18 protein-coding genes are annotated in these 16104 nt (G+C 34.8%); 9 read left to right on the top strand and 9 right to left on the bottom strand.

Annotation, left to right across the window (positions count from 1 at the left end):
- Positions 1–32: 32 nt before the first annotated feature.
- The 3 genes from J2W95_RS07975 to gdhA all read right to left on the bottom strand — a co-directional run bounded on the left by J2W95_RS07975 (position 33) and on the right by gdhA (position 3291).
- On the bottom strand, positions 33–554 hold the full coding sequence (locus J2W95_RS07975) for a GNAT family N-acetyltransferase (RefSeq protein WP_310005732.1): 522 nt from the start codon (positions 552–554) through the stop codon (positions 33–35).
- A 103-nt stretch (positions 555–657) separates the two neighbouring features.
- Positions 658–1470: a formylglycine-generating enzyme family protein gene (locus J2W95_RS07980; protein ID WP_310005734.1), complete on the bottom strand. Its 813-nt coding sequence runs from the start codon at positions 1468–1470 to the stop codon at positions 658–660.
- Positions 1471–1947: 477 nt separating this feature from the next.
- Positions 1948–3291 (bottom strand): NADP-specific glutamate dehydrogenase, encoded by a 1344-nt coding sequence (gene gdhA, locus J2W95_RS07985; protein WP_310005737.1) that lies wholly within the window; start codon positions 3289–3291, stop codon positions 1948–1950.
- A gap of 278 nt (positions 3292–3569) precedes the next feature.
- On the opposite strand from gdhA, the gene J2W95_RS07990 reads away from it, so the two are divergent.
- Entirely contained in the window at positions 3570–4355 is a 786-nt protein-coding gene (locus J2W95_RS07990) for a THC0290_0291 family protein (protein ID WP_310005739.1), read from the top strand.
- Between the two features lie 55 nt (positions 4356–4410).
- Here the strand turns inward: J2W95_RS07990 and J2W95_RS07995 are convergent, their stop codons facing one another.
- Together J2W95_RS07995 and J2W95_RS08000 are read right to left on the bottom strand one after the other, a co-directional pair.
- Positions 4411–5571, bottom strand: coding sequence for a cystathionine gamma-synthase (locus tag J2W95_RS07995; protein ID WP_310006154.1), 1161 nt, complete (start codon positions 5569–5571; stop codon positions 4411–4413).
- 42 nt (positions 5572–5613) lie between these two features.
- Positions 5614–6069, bottom strand: coding sequence for a DinB family protein (locus J2W95_RS08000; RefSeq protein WP_310005741.1), 456 nt, complete (start codon positions 6067–6069; stop codon positions 5614–5616).
- Positions 6070–6143: 74 nt separating this feature from the next.
- Here J2W95_RS08000 and J2W95_RS08005 point away from each other — a divergent pair, with 74 nt between their 5' ends.
- The 5 genes from J2W95_RS08005 to nadD all read left to right on the top strand — a co-directional run bounded on the left by J2W95_RS08005 (position 6144) and on the right by nadD (position 9579).
- The gene (locus J2W95_RS08005) at positions 6144–6494 is read left to right on the top strand and encodes an arsenate reductase family protein (RefSeq protein WP_310005743.1); all 351 of its coding nucleotides are present in this window, start codon (positions 6144–6146) and stop codon (positions 6492–6494) included.
- Entirely contained in the window at positions 6494–7375 is an 882-nt protein-coding gene (locus tag J2W95_RS08010; protein ID WP_310005745.1) for a DMT family transporter, read from the top strand. Before J2W95_RS08005 ends, J2W95_RS08010 begins: the two co-directional genes overlap by 1 nt.
- A gap of 105 nt (positions 7376–7480) precedes the next feature.
- Entirely contained in the window at positions 7481–8341 is an 861-nt protein-coding gene (locus tag J2W95_RS08015) for a YicC/YloC family endoribonuclease (protein WP_310005747.1), read from the top strand.
- A gap of 6 nt (positions 8342–8347) precedes the next feature.
- Positions 8348–8920 carry a guanylate kinase gene (gene gmk, locus J2W95_RS08020; RefSeq protein WP_310005749.1) on the top strand — a complete coding sequence of 191 codons (573 nt, stop codon included), beginning with the start codon at positions 8348–8350 and terminating at the stop codon, positions 8918–8920.
- Positions 8921–8997: 77 nt separating this feature from the next.
- Positions 8998–9579 (top strand): nicotinate (nicotinamide) nucleotide adenylyltransferase, encoded by a 582-nt coding sequence (nadD, locus tag J2W95_RS08025; RefSeq protein WP_310005751.1) that lies wholly within the window; start codon positions 8998–9000, stop codon positions 9577–9579.
- Here nadD and J2W95_RS08030 read toward each other — a convergent pair whose 3' ends face one another.
- Positions 9580–10476, bottom strand: coding sequence for a LysR family transcriptional regulator (locus tag J2W95_RS08030; RefSeq protein ID WP_310005753.1), 897 nt, complete (start codon positions 10474–10476; stop codon positions 9580–9582). It lies immediately after the preceding gene.
- 100 nt (positions 10477–10576) lie between these two features.
- On the opposite strand from J2W95_RS08030, the gene J2W95_RS08035 reads away from it, so the two are divergent.
- The 3 genes from J2W95_RS08035 to J2W95_RS08045 all read left to right on the top strand — a co-directional run bounded on the left by J2W95_RS08035 (position 10577) and on the right by J2W95_RS08045 (position 13878).
- Positions 10577–11338, top strand: coding sequence for a type 1 glutamine amidotransferase domain-containing protein (locus J2W95_RS08035; RefSeq protein WP_310005755.1), 762 nt, complete (start codon positions 10577–10579; stop codon positions 11336–11338).
- Positions 11339–11423: 85 nt separating this feature from the next.
- Entirely contained in the window at positions 11424–12587 is a 1164-nt protein-coding gene (locus tag J2W95_RS08040; protein ID WP_310005757.1) for an iron-containing alcohol dehydrogenase, read from the top strand.
- A gap of 295 nt (positions 12588–12882) precedes the next feature.
- Positions 12883–13878 (top strand): NAD(P)H-dependent glycerol-3-phosphate dehydrogenase, encoded by a 996-nt coding sequence (locus J2W95_RS08045; protein WP_310005759.1) that lies wholly within the window; start codon positions 12883–12885, stop codon positions 13876–13878.
- Positions 13879–13960: 82 nt separating this feature from the next.
- On the opposite strand, the gene J2W95_RS08050 is transcribed toward J2W95_RS08045, so the two are convergent.
- The 3 genes from J2W95_RS08050 to J2W95_RS08060 form a co-directional block, all read right to left on the bottom strand.
- The gene (locus J2W95_RS08050; RefSeq protein ID WP_310005761.1) at positions 13961–14368 is read right to left on the bottom strand and encodes a hypothetical protein; all 408 of its coding nucleotides are present in this window, start codon (positions 14366–14368) and stop codon (positions 13961–13963) included.
- A 153-nt stretch (positions 14369–14521) separates the two neighbouring features.
- A complete protein-coding gene (pheS, locus tag J2W95_RS08055; protein WP_310005763.1) occupies positions 14522–15541 on the bottom strand; it encodes a phenylalanine--tRNA ligase subunit alpha in 1020 nt (339 codons plus the stop codon).
- 111 nt (positions 15542–15652) lie between these two features.
- On the bottom strand, positions 15653–16009 hold the full coding sequence (locus tag J2W95_RS08060; protein ID WP_310005765.1) for a hypothetical protein: 357 nt from the start codon (positions 16007–16009) through the stop codon (positions 15653–15655).
- Positions 16010–16104: the final 95 nt, after the last annotated feature.

The raw sequence follows: 16104 nt of genomic DNA on the forward strand, positions 1-16104 counted from the left end.
CACAAAGGAAAAGAGATTGTGGATTGCAGATTTTAGATTTTAACTTTTTGTAGCACTTTCTCATATGCTTTTCTTTGCCCACCTCTGAAATACACATGCCCACAGAAAGTGTAGCCCAATTTCTCAAAAACTTTCATCATTGCATTATTGTCAAAATTCGTGTCTGCTTTTACACTGTGTATATTATTCTGGATTGCAAAATCTTCTATGCAACCCATCATTTTTTGGGCACAACCTTTTCCCAAATACTTTTCGGAAATAGCTACTCGGTGAAACACAACAAAATCATCATCGGTTAACCATTTCCCTTCAATATTTGCATATTCGGGTTCGTCATTGATTAGTACCGCACAATATCCGATGATTGTTTCTCCATCGGTCAAAACAAATCCAGCCTCTTTTTCAATGTCTTTTTGCACCACTTCGGGGTTTGGATAACCATCCTGCCATTGTTCACTTCCTTCTTCTTTTCTCCTTAATATAGCCAATTGTAAAATATCCCATATTTGAGGGATTTCAGAAATTGTAGCTTTTCTAAAGTGATAATCTGTCATTGTAATTTATGTTTTATGTAGATTGTATTGACGTTTTGGCTTGCAACGCAACAGATTAAAGAAATCTAAACCCTCCATATTGCTAAACGCGGTTAAACGTTTTTCATTTACTTTTTGCTATTCTAAATCCGAAACCATCATTTCGTGTTTCACGAGGTGATTGGTATCTAACTTCTGGCATATGAATTCCATATTCTAAGGGCTTTCCGTCTGCACCTTGTGTTTCGTAAAACCAACTGACTCCTTTTGAAATTTTATACTCTCCGTCTGTTGGTCCTTGTGGATTTATCTTACTTACTAAACTATCCTTTTCGGGGTTATACCAATCAAAAACCCATTCACCAACATTTCCAGTCATATCATAAATTCCTAGTTCATTAGGCTTAAGAAGTCCAACTTTATGAAAAATACTGTCAGCGTTTTCTTTTACCCAGCCAATCTCAACTGGATTATTACTGCCACTATATTTATATCCTTTCGTTTTCTTTCCACCTTTAGCAGCGTATTCCCATTCTGCTTCGGTTAATAGTCTTCCGTCTGCCCATTTGGCAAAATCATTTGCTTCGTCCCAAGTTGCAAGCATTGGATTTTCGTCTATCCATTTATAATATACCTTTTTGCCGTGAGCATTTTCTATAGGTGGCTCAGGCATTTTTCTGCCTGTTTTTTCACAAAATTCCCTAAACTGTTTAACTGTTATTTCAAATTTACTTATATAAAAGTCATCAAGTTCTACTAAACGGTTTGGACTTGTAAAACCTTTTATTGTGTCTCCTTTTGGACTGATAATTATTTGATTTTTGCCTTGTTCAAAAGTCCCACCATCTACAAAAATCCAGTCAATTTTGTCTTGACTTTGCTTGCAAGAATTGAATACTAAGAATCCGACCAATATTAATAATATTTGTTTTGTCATTATTAGTTTGTTATCTTTTAAAATTACTGACAATTAGTATATAAACACTACAAAGGATTGTAAACCCACCCAAAACTGGATGAAACAGACTACTCAATAACCTTCGAGTATTGTTCCCAAATATATTGAATAATGCTTACAATTTCCTAAGAGTTTTTTTTGAATGTGTGATTATACTTTTGATCTTGAAAAAAATAAATCTCTCGTCTCCCTAGAATTTGTCTGTTCGCGAAAGGGATAGGAACAAGCTACCGAAGTAGCGTGGATAGCCCGAACGCATTATGGAAAGGGGGCGAATAAGCGCAATGTAAAGCAGCCCCCTTTTCATAATGGGGTTTCGCCCACACGAGCTTTTGCGAACTGACGAATTAAATGCTGTTAGAACTGAATTTTATGAGCATAAAAAAATGCCTTTAATCTTTACAGAAAAAAGGCATTTTATATTATTCTGAATTCTAAATCTGAACTCTGCGATCTTTATACTACTCCTTGAGCAAGCATAGCATCGGCAACTTTTACAAATCCTGCAATGTTGGCTCCTCTTACGTAGTCAACATAACCAGTTTCATCAGTACCATATTTCACACATGAAGCGTGAATGTCTTTCATGATCAATTTTAATCTATCATCCACTTCTTCTGAAGTCCAGCTTAAACGCAATGAGTTTTGAGACATTTCAAGTCCTGAAGTAGCAACTCCACCAGCATTTGAGGCTTTTCCTGGAGCAAATAAAATTTTAGCTTTTTGGAAAACGTGAACAGCTTCTGGTGTAGAAGGCATGTTTGCTCCTTCAGCAACACAAATACATCCGTTTGCAACAAGTGCTTTGGCTTCCTCTTCGTTCAATTCGTTTTGAGTTGCACAAGGCAAGGCTACATCACATTTTACTTCCCATGGACGTTTACCAGCTACATATTTTGCATTTGGATATTTTGCAACGTAATCACTGATTCTTCCTCTTAACTCATTTTTGATTTCCATTACATGAGCCAATTTAGCTTCATCAATTCCTGCAGCATCATAGATATATCCTGCAGAATCAGACATAGTCACTACTTTACCTCCTAATTGAATTACTTTTTGAGCAGCATATTGAGCTACGTTTCCAGATCCAGAGATTACTACTGTTTTCCCTGTGAAGCTTTCACCTTTGGTAGCCAACATACTTTGTGCAAAATATACATCTCCGTATCCAGTTGCTTCCGGACGAATTAATGATCCTCCGAAAGAAATTCCTTTACCAGTTAAAACTCCGGTAAATTCATTTACTAATCTTTTGTATTGACCAAACATGTATCCAACTTCTCTTCCACCTACACCAATATCTCCAGCAGGTACATCAGTGTCAGCTCCAATATGTTTAGATAATTCAGTCATGAAAGCTTGACAAAAACGCATTACTTCGTTATCTGATTTCCCTTTTGGATCAAAATCAGCTCCACCTTTTCCACCACCCATTGGCAATGTAGTCAAGCTGTTTTTGAAGGTTTGTTCGAAAGCCAAGAACTTCAAAATACTTAAATTTACTGAAGGATGGAAACGAATCCCTCCTTTATATGGTCCGATAGCCGAATTCATTTGAATACGGTATCCTCTATTTACTTGTGTATCACCTTTATCATCTACCCAAACTACTCGGAACATAATGATACGATCTGACTCGACCATTCTTTCCAAAATCATTTTATTTTGGTATTTTTTATTTTGTTCGATGAAAGGAATTACTGTTTCGGCAACTTCAGTAACAGCTTGCATAAATTCCGGCTCGTTCGGATTTTTTTTGGCAACCAATTCGATAAAATCTGTAATACTTTGTGACATGATCATTAAATTATAAACGTTCAAAAAACGTTTCCGTTAGTTTTGCAAAGATACATCTTATTCAAATATTTTAACTTTTTTTGCATGTGATTACGATAAAATTATCTTTTTATTAATCATTTATAAAAAATTCAAAACATGGCATATCGTTTTTACGAAATCGATGTAGTTTTCGTAAAGAATAGAATAATATTCACTTATTTTTTATTTTTGATATTATTATTATCTGTTATAGTAGTTTTTATATCTTTGCTCCGTTTTGAATATAATACCTACCTATGATCAAACTTAAAATATTTCTATTATTTCTATTAATCGGCCTACCGCATAGTTCCTTTTCCCAATTCGGAATTACGCATGAAGTTGGTGTTATTGCTGGTCGAATTGAGTTTCGATCGGACTATGGACAAAAAGATAACACTAAAACCAATTTAAGCAATCAAGGATTTGGAATTGCTGTTGTTGACTACTTGAACTTCTCGTATACAGACAACGTTAATGATTATTTCAAAGAGCATTTCAAAGTAAGAAATGAACTTTCGTATAGTACTACCAATTTGAAGCACTATGGTGAATGGGTTGAAGGAAACGGTATTTTTGCCACAAAACTAAAAGGCATGAGAGGTTCTACTCAGTTGATTAACTTAGGAATGCAACTTGAGTATAATTTTATTCACATACACGATTTTGAAAATACTATAGGCGGCTGGGCTCCTTACATTGGTTTGGGACCACAAATCAGTTACTATACCGCAACTGCTACTTCTACTTTGGGAGAGATGAGTGATCCTAATGTTACTTCTATAAAATATTTAAGACCATCTGATGGACGTCCTCATGGATATTCTAACGAAAGTAAAGCAGTTTTCTCTGGAACATTAAATATTGGAACCCGTTATAAATTGACAAAAATGTCTGATCTTATTTTAGATATGAGAGCACAATATTTCGGTTCGGATTGGGTTGATGGACTTAATCCAAATAAAGATTTATCGCCTGAAAACAAGGGAAATGACTGGCTTACTTTTGTCGGTTTAGGTTATATTTATTATTTTGAATATTAAAAAATATTCAAAAAAAATCCCAACTCTTATTTTATTAAAGTTGGGATTTTTTCTTTTATGACAATGCTTGATTCAAATCAGCAATTAAATCTTCAGCGTCTTCTATACCAACGCTCAAACGAACCATATCATCAGTAATTCCAACTTCTTTTCGTTTGTGCTCTGGAATCGATGCATGAGTCATTAATGCCGGATGATTTGCTAATGATTCAACCCCTCCTAAAGATTCTGCAAGTGTAAATACTTTAAGTCTTTCTAAAAAATCTACTGCTTCTTCTTTTTTACCCGATACAAATGTAAAAGAGATCATTCCTCCAAAACCACTCATTTGTTTTTTTGCAATTTCGTGATACGGATGACTTGGCAATCCTGGATAATAAACTGTCTTTATTTTAGGATGATTACTCAAAAATTCAACTACTTTGGTTCCATTTTCACAATGTCTTTGTACTCTCAAATGCAGGGTTTTTATTCCTCTAAGTACTAAAAAGCTGTCCATTGGACCAAGAGTTGCACCCGTTGCAAATTGCTGAAAATGCAATTGATTACCCAATTCTTCATCTTTTACAATTAAAGCACCTGCAATTACATCTGAGTGGCCTCCCAAATATTTGGTGGCCGAGTGCATAACAATATCAGCTCCTAAATCCAGTGGTTTTTGCAAATAAGGTGTTGCAAAAGTATTGTCCACTGCAAAAAGAATATTGTTTGCTTTAGTAATTTTGGAAATTTCCTGAATATCGGCCAATTTCATTAAGGGATTAGTTGGAGTTTCTACCCAAACTAATTTGGTGTTTTCATTAATCAACGACTTGAATTTATCCAAATCATTCATATCCACAAAATGAAACACAATTCCGCTATTTTTATAAATACGGGTAAACATTCTATAAGTCCCTCCATATAAATCATCCATCGCGATGATTTCATCACCTGCTTTAAACGATCTCAAAAGACAATCAGTTGCTGCCAACCCTGATGAAAAAGCCAATCCACGAGTTCCATTTTCAATACTTGCCAAAGCGTTTTCAAGAGCAGTTCGTGTTGGGTTTGCTGCTCTACTGTATTCGTAATCTGGATTTAAAGGTTTTCCAGGACTTGTTTGTACAAAAGTTGATGTTTGATAAACAGGAGGCATTACTGCTCCTGTACTAGGATCATGATGTTGTCCACCATGAATTACTTTGGTATTGAATTTCATTTTATATTTTTTTATGTTTTTTGTTAGACTCCATCTAACCAATTTACTTCCCTAAGCTTATACAAACTTTCTGATGCTCATCATAATTCCAATATGCAACCCTTCGTGAAGGTTATTGAATTCTATGGCACCTTTTGCATCTTTCAAAACAAATCCTGTTGAAGTTGGGTATTCCTGATAATTTACAAAAACACCGTTATTATAATCTACTTCTAATTGATCTACCGTTTTAAATAATAATGATTTTATTAAATCTGCCTCTTCCTGTGTTGCATCACCTTCCGGTTTGGTCCCTTTACGATATTTTTCTACCATTTCATCGGAAACCGCGATTGGCAATCCTGATAATTTGTATACTAATAATTGTTGGGTTACCACAATGTGTGCAATATTCCAAAATAAATTATTACTAAATCCTTCTGGAATTTTGTTCAATTGTTCCAATGTATAGTTTTCAAAATAAGAACTCAGCATTTTTCTTCCAGTTCTGTTAACTTCAAATGTATCTTGCATGATTGTAATTTTTGCATAAAATTAAACATTTTAAGTGTCAAATGTTTTCCTTTGCAATTAGAAAATAGAAAAAAATGAACAAAATATACTATCTCGCTTCTTGTGACACTTGTCGAAAAATAATAAAATCACTTCCAAAAGACCATGATTTGGTTTTTCACGACATCAAACAAAACCCAATTACTGTTGAAGAATTGGAGCAAATGTACCGCCTTTCTGGAAGCTATGAAGCTTTGTTTAGCAAAAAGGCACAATTGTACAAATCGATGGATTTAAAAAACAAATCACTTACTGAAGTCGATTATAAAAAATACATTCTAGAACATTATACTTTCTTGAGCCGTCCCGTTTTTATCATAAATGAAAAAATATACATTGGCAACACTCAGCAAAATATTCTTCAAGTAATGAAAGCGTTGGGTTAATGTCAAAAAGAAATCTCGCCTTAATTGGCGCAACCATTGTTTCTATAATTTACGGCGTTACTTTTACCATTGCCAAAGATGTCATGCCAAAATACATCGACGCTTATGGATTCATTCTTTTGCGTGCTGGTGGTTCCATGCTGTTGTTTTGGTTGGTTTGGTTTTTTATGCCTAAAGAAAAAATTGCACTTAATGATTTTCCCAGGATAATAGCTGCTGCTTTTTTTGGCGTAGCATTCAATATGCTGACTTTTTTCAAGGGTTTGAGTTTGACCTCTCCTATTTCGGCAGCGGTAATTATGGTTTCGACTCCTATGATTGTGTTGGTACTTTCGGCCATTATCATGAAAGAGCGGATGAAAAAAAGAATGGTGTTTGGAATCTTTCTCGGTTTGATTGGAACGGCTTCCTTAATCCTTTACGGAAAATCTATAGGTGACAGCTCTCAATCCGGACTTGGTAATTTTCTCGTTTTGGTCAACGCCATTTCGTATGGATTTTATCTGATCATCGTCAAGAAATTAATGAATAAATACAATGCCTTCACCTTCGTGAAATGGATTTATTTGTTTGGCTTTATTATGGTTTTACCTTTTGGCTGGAGCGAATTTTCAGCGGTGGATTGGACTATTGTTCCAACTGACATTTACTGGAAAATAAGTTTTGTAGTCTTGATTTCAACTTTTTTGACCTATTTATTGAACTTGCTTTCGATGAAGGAATTGAAACCAACCACTGTGGCCGTTTTTATTTACCTGCAACCTTTGTTTGCTTCTGTTTTTGCGATAAGCTTAGGAAAAGACACCTTGAGTTTGGCTAAAGTTGGTTCGGCTTTATTGATATTTTCTGGAGTATATTTGGTTACCATGAAGAAACATTAAACAATTGGAATTTTCTATCTCAATGTAAAACTGATAACTGAGACTGAAAACCTAGGCTGAGACTGAAAACTTTTTCCTTATCTTTGAACACTTTTAGAAAAACATATGATACAATCGATGACTGGTTTTGGTAAAGCGACTCTGCAATTACCATCCAAAAAAATTACAGTAGAAGTAAAATCTTTAAACAGTAAAGGTTTAGATTTAAATGTACGCATGCCTTCTCTTTATCGCGAAATGGAACTGGGTTTACGCAACCAAATCGCCTTAAAACTAGAAAGAGGTAAAGTAGATTTTTCTATTTTTATCGAAAGTACCGCAGAACAGACTTCGACCAAAGTCAATGTACCTATCGTAAAAGCATACATCAAACAATTAAGAGAAGTGTATGCTGATGCCGATGAAACCGAATTGATGAAAATGGCCGTGCGTATGCCGGACACCATGAAAATAGAACGTGAGGAAATCGACGAAAATGATTGGATTCAGATCCAAACCGTAATCGAAGAAGCGCTGCAAAACATTTTGAATTTTAGAAAAGACGAAGGACAATCATTGGAAAATGAATTTCAATTGCGTATCGGGAACATTCGTCAATATATGAATGAAGCTTTGGCACTAGATCCTGAACGTGTTCAGGCGATAAAAGACCGTTTGCAGACTGCTATTTCTGAACTAAAAGTAAACGTGGATGAAAATCGTTTTGAGCAGGAATTGATTTATTACCTAGAGAAACTGGACATTACTGAAGAAAAAGTACGCTTGACCAACCATTTAGATTATTTTCTGGAAACTATAAACGGAACCGAAGCCAACGGAAGAAAACTAGGATTCATTACCCAGGAAATGGGACGAGAAATCAACACTATGGGTTCCAAATCGAATCATGCACAAATGCAAAAATTGGTAGTTCAGATGAAAGACGAATTGGAAAAAATTAAGGAACAGGTGTTGAATGTATTGTAATAAAAAATGAAAAAAGGAAAATTAATCGTATTCTCGGCACCATCGGGATCTGGGAAAACCACCATAGTTAGACATTTATTAGGACAGGAAGATTTGAATCTTGAATTTTCCATCTCCGCTGCAACGCGTGAAGCCCGTGGTGAAGAAGTAAGTGGAAAGGATTATTACTTTATGTCTTTGGATGAATTTAAAAAACACATCAAAGCAGAAGATTTTGTGGAATGGGAAGAAGTCTATCGCGATAATTTCTATGGCACACTAAAAAGCGAAGTAGAACGCATTTGGGCGCAAGGCAAAAACGTGATTTTTGACATTGACGTTGCTGGCGGTTTGCGAATTAAATCGAAATTTCCAGAAGAGACTTTGGCTGTTTTTGTAAAACCACCAAGCGTAGATGAACTCAAAAGAAGATTGAAAGAACGCTCTACTGAGAGTGATGACAAAATCAATATGCGAATTGCAAAAGCTTCTGTAGAACTGGCAACTGCACCTCAATTTGACGTGATTATCAAAAACTATGATTTGCCTGTTGCACTTGAAGAAGCGCATCAATTGGTTAAGGATTTTGTGAAAAAATAAATTAAAAAATTGAGAGATTTAAAAATTACGAAACATGACTTTTAAATCTTTCAATTTTAAATCTTTCAATTAAATTCATGAAAATCGGACTTTATTTCGGAACGTTTAATCCCATTCATGTTGGGCATCTTATCATTGCCAATCACATGGCGGAACATGCCGATTTGGATCAGGTTTGGATGGTCGTTACGCCACATAATCCGCTCAAAAAGAAAAGCACTTTACTCGACGATTACCACCGTTTGCAAATGGTCCATCTGGCCACCGAGGATTTTCCTAAAATAAAACCTTCGGATATTGAGTTCAAATTATCGCAACCCAATTACACCGTAAATACTCTGGTTCACTTACAAGAAAAATATTCAAGTCATGAGTTTTCCTTGATTATGGGGGAAGACAATTTAAAGTCTTTGCATAAATGGAAAAATTATGAAGTAATTTTGGCCCATCATGACATTTATGTCTACCCACGCATCTCATTTGAAGCCGAGAATTTAGAATTAAAAAATCATACAAAAATTCATTTGATCGATGCTCCAGTCGTAGAAATATCTTCGACTGACATTCGACACAATATCAAAAAAGGGAAAAATGTTCAGCCTCTTTTGCACCATAAAGTTTGGGATTATATTGATCACAATAATTTTTACAAAAAATAATCAACACAAAACCCGCTTTAACTCAGCCATTATATCCTGAAAAATAGGACTCAAATTTTCATTTTTACCCGATAATAAAAACACATCTGTACTTGGCATTTCTTTACTATTCCATATCAGCTGCAATTTCTTTTCCTGAATCCAATTTTTGGCATTGACATTCCAAGTGACTGCAACTCCTGAATTTTTACTAAGGATTTCCAACATTTCATATTCTGAGGGAATGATATAATTGGCAATTATTGACGGTCTTTTTTTAGCAAAAACATGAAGCCAAAATAATTTAATATGTGGGATTCCGGCATCATGGCTGTACCACTTTTGCTCGTTCAGCCAATTTTCGATGGTCTTAAAATCTTTTGCTTTAATATTTTTCTTAATCGTTGAAACATCAATATCAGTAGAACTAACAATGACTTGCTTAATTTCGCCTGCCTTTTTTTGAATGGTATCAAAAGTGTCGAACTTCTTGTTTACTATCGCAAAATCTAATTTTTTGGAATTCACTAAGTCAAATAAAGTATCATTAATATGAAACGTAAAATCGATAAAATCAAATTTTGCAATCAAAGCACTCCCGATACTGCTCATCAAATGTTTGGAAATACCAACAGACAACAATCGATTGGCATTAAAAGCTTTGGCACGAAAACCGTTCTCAACATTTTCCAGTCGGTCTAAGGCATCAATAATTAGATTATTGAGTAACTTAGCATACTCTGTTGGTTCAACCCCTTTGGACTTTCGATTAAAAAGCTTATAACCTACATGTGCTTCCAACATAACTATTTGCTGACTAACAGCAGGTTGACTTATAAATAGTTCTTTGGCAGCCAAGGAAAAATTTCCATTTTTATAAACTGATTTAAACGTTCTGTACCATTCTAAATTAACCATGATATAAATATATTTATCACAAACATAATTTAAATTATTTTTACTAATATCATATTCATCATAAATTTGCTGTATCAATAATCATCAAACTAATTAAATTATGAAAAAATTTACAGTCTTAACTATTCTAGCATTAATCGTAAGTTGCTTTATGGCAACCGCGCAAAAACAAAATAACAAAAAGATGAAAAAAGTATTATTCGTAGTTACCAGCCACGATCAATTGGGTAACACAGGAGAAAAAACGGGATTTTGGACAGAAGAATTAGCTGCTCCTTATTATGCTTTACTTGACCAAGGCGTAATCATTGACATCGCTACGCCAAAGGGAGGACAACCTCCAATTGACCCAAAAAGTGCAGACCCTTCATCAGCAACCGAAGACACAAAACGTTTTGATGCCGATACCGTTTTATTGGAAAAACTAAAAAAAACCAAAAAACTAGCTGACGTTAATCAAGCTGATTATGATGCAGTTTTTTACCCAGGAGGTCACGGTCCGCTTTGGGATTTAGCCGAAGATAAAACCTCGATTGCATTAATTGAAGCTTTTTATAATCATAAAAAACCAGTTGCTTTTGTATGTCATGCTCCCGGAGTTTTGAAAGATGTAAAAGTAAATGGGCAATTTTTGGTAAAAGGAAAAAAAGTTACTGGATTCGCCAATACCGAAGAAGAAGCAATTGGCTTAACCAAAATTGTTCCTTTTTTATTGGAAGATGTACTAAAGGCAAATGGTGCAATTTATAGTAAAACTGAAAACTGGCATCCATACGCTGTAGAAGACGGTTTGTTAATTACAGGTCAAAACCCAGCTTCATCCAAATTGGTGGCTGAGAAATTATTGGCTCAATTAAAGTGAAAATAAAGATGCTAAGATTCTGAGACACTAAGATTTAAACTTAGCATCTCAGAAACTTAGTTTCTTAGCAACTAAAAAATAAACTATGATAAATTTCGAATTATACAATCCAACCAAATTAGTTTTTGGAAAAGGACAAATAGAAAAATTACCTACGTTAATTCCTTCCAATGCAAAGATTCTTCTCGCTTATGGAGGAGGAAGTATTTTTAAAAATGGAGTTCACGAACAAGTTCGCAAAAGTCTAGAAGGATACAACATTGTCGAATTTGGAGGAATTGAAGCCAATCCGCATTTTGAAACTTTGATGAAAGCTGTGGCAATTATCCGCGAGCAAAAAATTGATTTTATTCTGGCTGTTGGGGGCGGAAGCGTTATAGACGGCGTGAAATTTATTTCGGCTGCCGTTCCTTTTGAAGGAGATCCAATTGACATTCTGAAAAAGAGAATTATTTTTAAAGAAGGAGCAACTGTGATTCCGTTTGGAACTGTTCTGACTTTGCCTGCTACAGGAAGTGAAATGAATTCGGGTTCTGTAATAACAATTGCAACTACCCAAGAAAAATTGGATTTTGGCGGTTCCGCGATGTTTCCAAAATTTTCAATTTGTGATCCTACAGTAATTGCATCCTTGCCTAAAAGACAATTGCAAAACGGGGTTGTAGATGCTTACACTCACGTCATGGAACAATACCTAACTTATATGCATGAAGGCTATTTGCAAGACCGAATTTCAGAAAGTATTTTGCAAACTTTAATCCAAATTGGTCCTGATGTAGTAGAAAACCCAACTGATTATGCTTTGGCATCTAATTTTATGTGGAGTTGTACTATGGCTTTGAACGGATTAATTCAAAAAGGAGTTCCTTCAGATTGGGCTACTCATATGATTGGACACGAATTGACAGCTCTTTATGGAATTGATCACGCCAGGACATTAGCTATCATTGGTCCAAATCTATATAAAATAATGTTTGAAACCAAAAAAGAAAAACTAGCCCAATACGGAAAACGCGTCTTTAATTTAGCGGGAACCGAGGAAGAAATTGCTTTGGCCGCCATTGAAAAAACCATAGCTTTCTTTCATACTATGGGAATGAAAACACTGCTTTCTGAAAATGCCGAAAACATTGATAAAACTGCAGATTTTATAGTCGATCGTTTTGAAAAAAGAGGCTGGAAAGCATTAGGAGAAAAACAAAATATTACATTAGAAAAAGTAAAAGAAATTGTTTTGACGAGTTACTAATTTTAGTAAAAATAGTTCATAAAAAAGGCGTCCACTTAACCAATAAGAACGCCTTTTTAAAATACTAAAACAAAACTAACTAACTCAATCTTCATATTTTAATTCTAAACAATTTATTTATAATGACTTACAACGCAAGTATTGTAGATATATTGCATAAACTCAAAAAAAAATATAAATAATTTATTTTTTTAGCAGAAACTCTATAAAAGCCCATAAATTCTAGGCTTACCAAAAAAATTAATTTGTGTTATTGGTATATTTTTAAGTACTTTTGGTGAAATTTAATAATGAAATGGCCGATAATTTAAAATTTGCAGTAATTGGTGGCGGAAGCTGGGCTACTGCTATTGCTAAGATGTTGTGCGTAAATCTTCCCGAGATTTCATGGTATATGCGAAATGACGCTGCTATAGAACACATTAAAACCCATAAACACAATCCTAATTATTTGAGTTCTGTAGAGTTTGACAACACAAAACTCAAACTTACCAATGATATCAACGAAGCCGTTGCTTATGCAGATTACATCATATTTGCAATTCCTTCCGCTTTTTTGAACGGCGAATTAGAAAAATTAACTGTTTCCCTAAAAGACAAAATAATTTTTTCTGCGATAAAAGGAATTGTTCCCGAAACTAGTTTGATTGTGGGTGAACATTTTCATTACAAATACGACATCCCTTATTACAATATTGGTGTAATTACTGGACCTTGCCACGCAGAAGAAGTAGCATTGGAAAGACTTTCGTATTTAACCATTGCCTGTGGTGATCCTGACAAAGCCACTATAGTAGCTGAAAATTTATCAGGAAATTATATCAAAGCAAAAATCTCTGACGATATTATTGGTACTGAATACGCCGCAATGCTGAAAAACATTTATTCTATTGCTGCAGGAATAGCACACGGATTGGGTTACGGCGATAATTTCCAATCGGTTATTATGAGTAATGCCATTCGTGAGATGAAGAAATTCATCAAAAAAGTGCATAAAATGAAACGAAATATCAATGATTCTGCTTATTTGGGCGATTTATTGGTTACAGGTTATTCTATTTTTTCCCGAAACAGAATGTTCGGTAATATGATTGGAAAAGGTTACACTGTACAAGCTGCGCAAATGGAGATGAGTATGGTTGCCGAAGGTTATTATGCCGTAAAAAGCGCCTATAAACTAAACCAAGGCTATGGTGCCAAAACTCCAATTATTGATGCCGTTTATAGCATTTTATATGAAGGAAAAGAAGCCAAAGCAGTCTTCAAAAAATTGACGGAAGAACTTGATTAAACATCAGATTTTAGGTTGAAAAACAATAAAAAAGGCATTTTCTTAAATTAGAAAATGCCTTTTTTACTTATTACTAAATATTTTATTTTACCATCACTCCATCAACAAACAGGAGAGGTACTTCCTCTACATCGGTTTCATTGATGCTGTTGGCTTTGAAAATAAATTTTTTATCATATAATGTACTTCCGATGAAATAAGTTACCATAAACTCATTGTTTAGTGCCAATACACTTTTTTCTATCATTTCGATTTTCACCACTGAAACAGCTGGAACTTCCATAAAAGCATGACGCAAAAGAGACGTTTTTTTCATTTCTCCGTCAATAGTCCCGAAAGCTTTGGAAACTACCATAACGCTGTCGAGTTGGAAATCACTGTCGTTTATCAAATAAGCATACCATACTTTTTCCATAAAATCATCGCTCCATTCTTGAACGGCAGCAAGGAATACGTTTTCTACTTCGGGGATGGTGATGTCAGATTTCATTCTTTTGGGAATATTATTATGATTGTTGTTTTTTGTATTAAACTAAATATGTTGAATACGAAATGACCTAGCCCAGATGGAAACAGCATCCTTTTCCTTTTTTCTTTAAAAAGGAAAAGATACAGTGGACAGCTGGAAATAGCTCCAAATAATTTATATGCTTGATTTAAATTGCTCCAAGAAACGCACGTCATTTTCATAAAACATACGGATATCACCAATTTGATACAATAACATCGCGATACGCTCGATTCCCATTCCGAATGCAAAACCGTTGTACTCATCTGGATTGATATCACAGTTTTTAAGAACGTTTGGATCAACCATTCCGCAACCCATGATTTCTAACCAACCTGTTCCTTTGGTGATTCGATAATCAGTTTCGGTTTTTAAACCCCAATAAATATCAACCTCAGCGCTTGGTTCCGTAAATGGAAAGTATGAAGGTCTCAAACGAATTTTTGATTTCCCAAACATTTCTTTGGTGAAATACAAAAGGGTTTGTTTTAAGTCGGCAAAAGAAACGTCCTTGTCGATATACAATCCTTCCACTTGGTGGAAAATACAGTGTGAGCGTGATGAAACGGCCTCGTTACGGAAAACTCTCCCCGGAGAAATGGTACGAATAGGCGGTTTGTTGTTCTCCATGTAACGCACCTGCACGGATGAAGTGTGCGTACGCAACAAAATATCTGGATTCGTTTGAATGAAAAATGTATCCTGCATATCACGCGCCGGATGGTATTCCGGAAGATTCAATGCGGTAAAATTATGCCAATCGTCCTCGATTTCCGGACCTTCGGAAACATTGAACCCGATGTTTGAAAAGACATCAATAATTTGGTTTTTTACCAATGAAATAGGGTGACGCGAACCAATAATTGACGGTTCGGCCGTACGAGTCAAATCGCCGTAGATTCCTTTAAACTCTTCTTTGTCAGCCAAAGCTTCCTGAATGGATTTTACTTTGTCTTCGGCAGAAGTTTTAAGTAAATTGATTACTTGCCCAAATTCCTTTTTTTGGTCGTTCGGTACGTTTTTGAATTCAGCAAAAAGATCTTTCAACAAACCTTTGGTTCCTAGAAATTTTATTCTAAATGCTTCTAGCTCTGCTGTATTTTGCGTGGAGAACGCTTGAGCTTCACCAATATATTCTTTTATCTTGTCTATCATTTTCATTCCGTAATTGAGAGTGCAAATTTAAGTAATTTGTTCCAAGTTTAAGGCTTAAAGTTTAAAGTTTCGACTCAAAATAATCAATCATTTATCAATAATCTTGAATTATTAATCAATCACTTCTCTTTCCAGAAAATAATTAACGATTGCTTCTTTCATCAAAACAGATTGTTCTCCAGCTTTTAGAGATGGTAATTGTTCTTTTACTATATAATGAGGCCAGCCGTCTTCATCAAAATAATCGAATTCGTAGAATCCGTAAGGCTCCAATAACCGGCAAATAGCGATATGCATCAAATTGAGTTTCTCATCTTTTTTGTATTCACGATGCACTTTTCCCAATTCCTGTACACCTATTAAATAAATAATGGCATCCAAATCCAAATCTTCCCCTTGTGAAAATTGATTGGAAAGTATATCGACAAGCCGTTCCCAGCGTTCTTTCAATTGTGTGTCTCTTGACATTTTTATTTTTGATTAACAATTTCAGATTTTAAAAAAAAGAAATCGAGTTATTTTGACAAAGATAAGAACTTGAAAATTGACAATGGTTACCGAAC

The sequence above is a fragment of the Flavobacterium granuli genome, assembly GCF_031456055.1.
GTDB classification, from domain to species: Bacteria; Bacteroidota; Bacteroidia; order Flavobacteriales; family Flavobacteriaceae; genus Flavobacterium; species Flavobacterium granuli_A.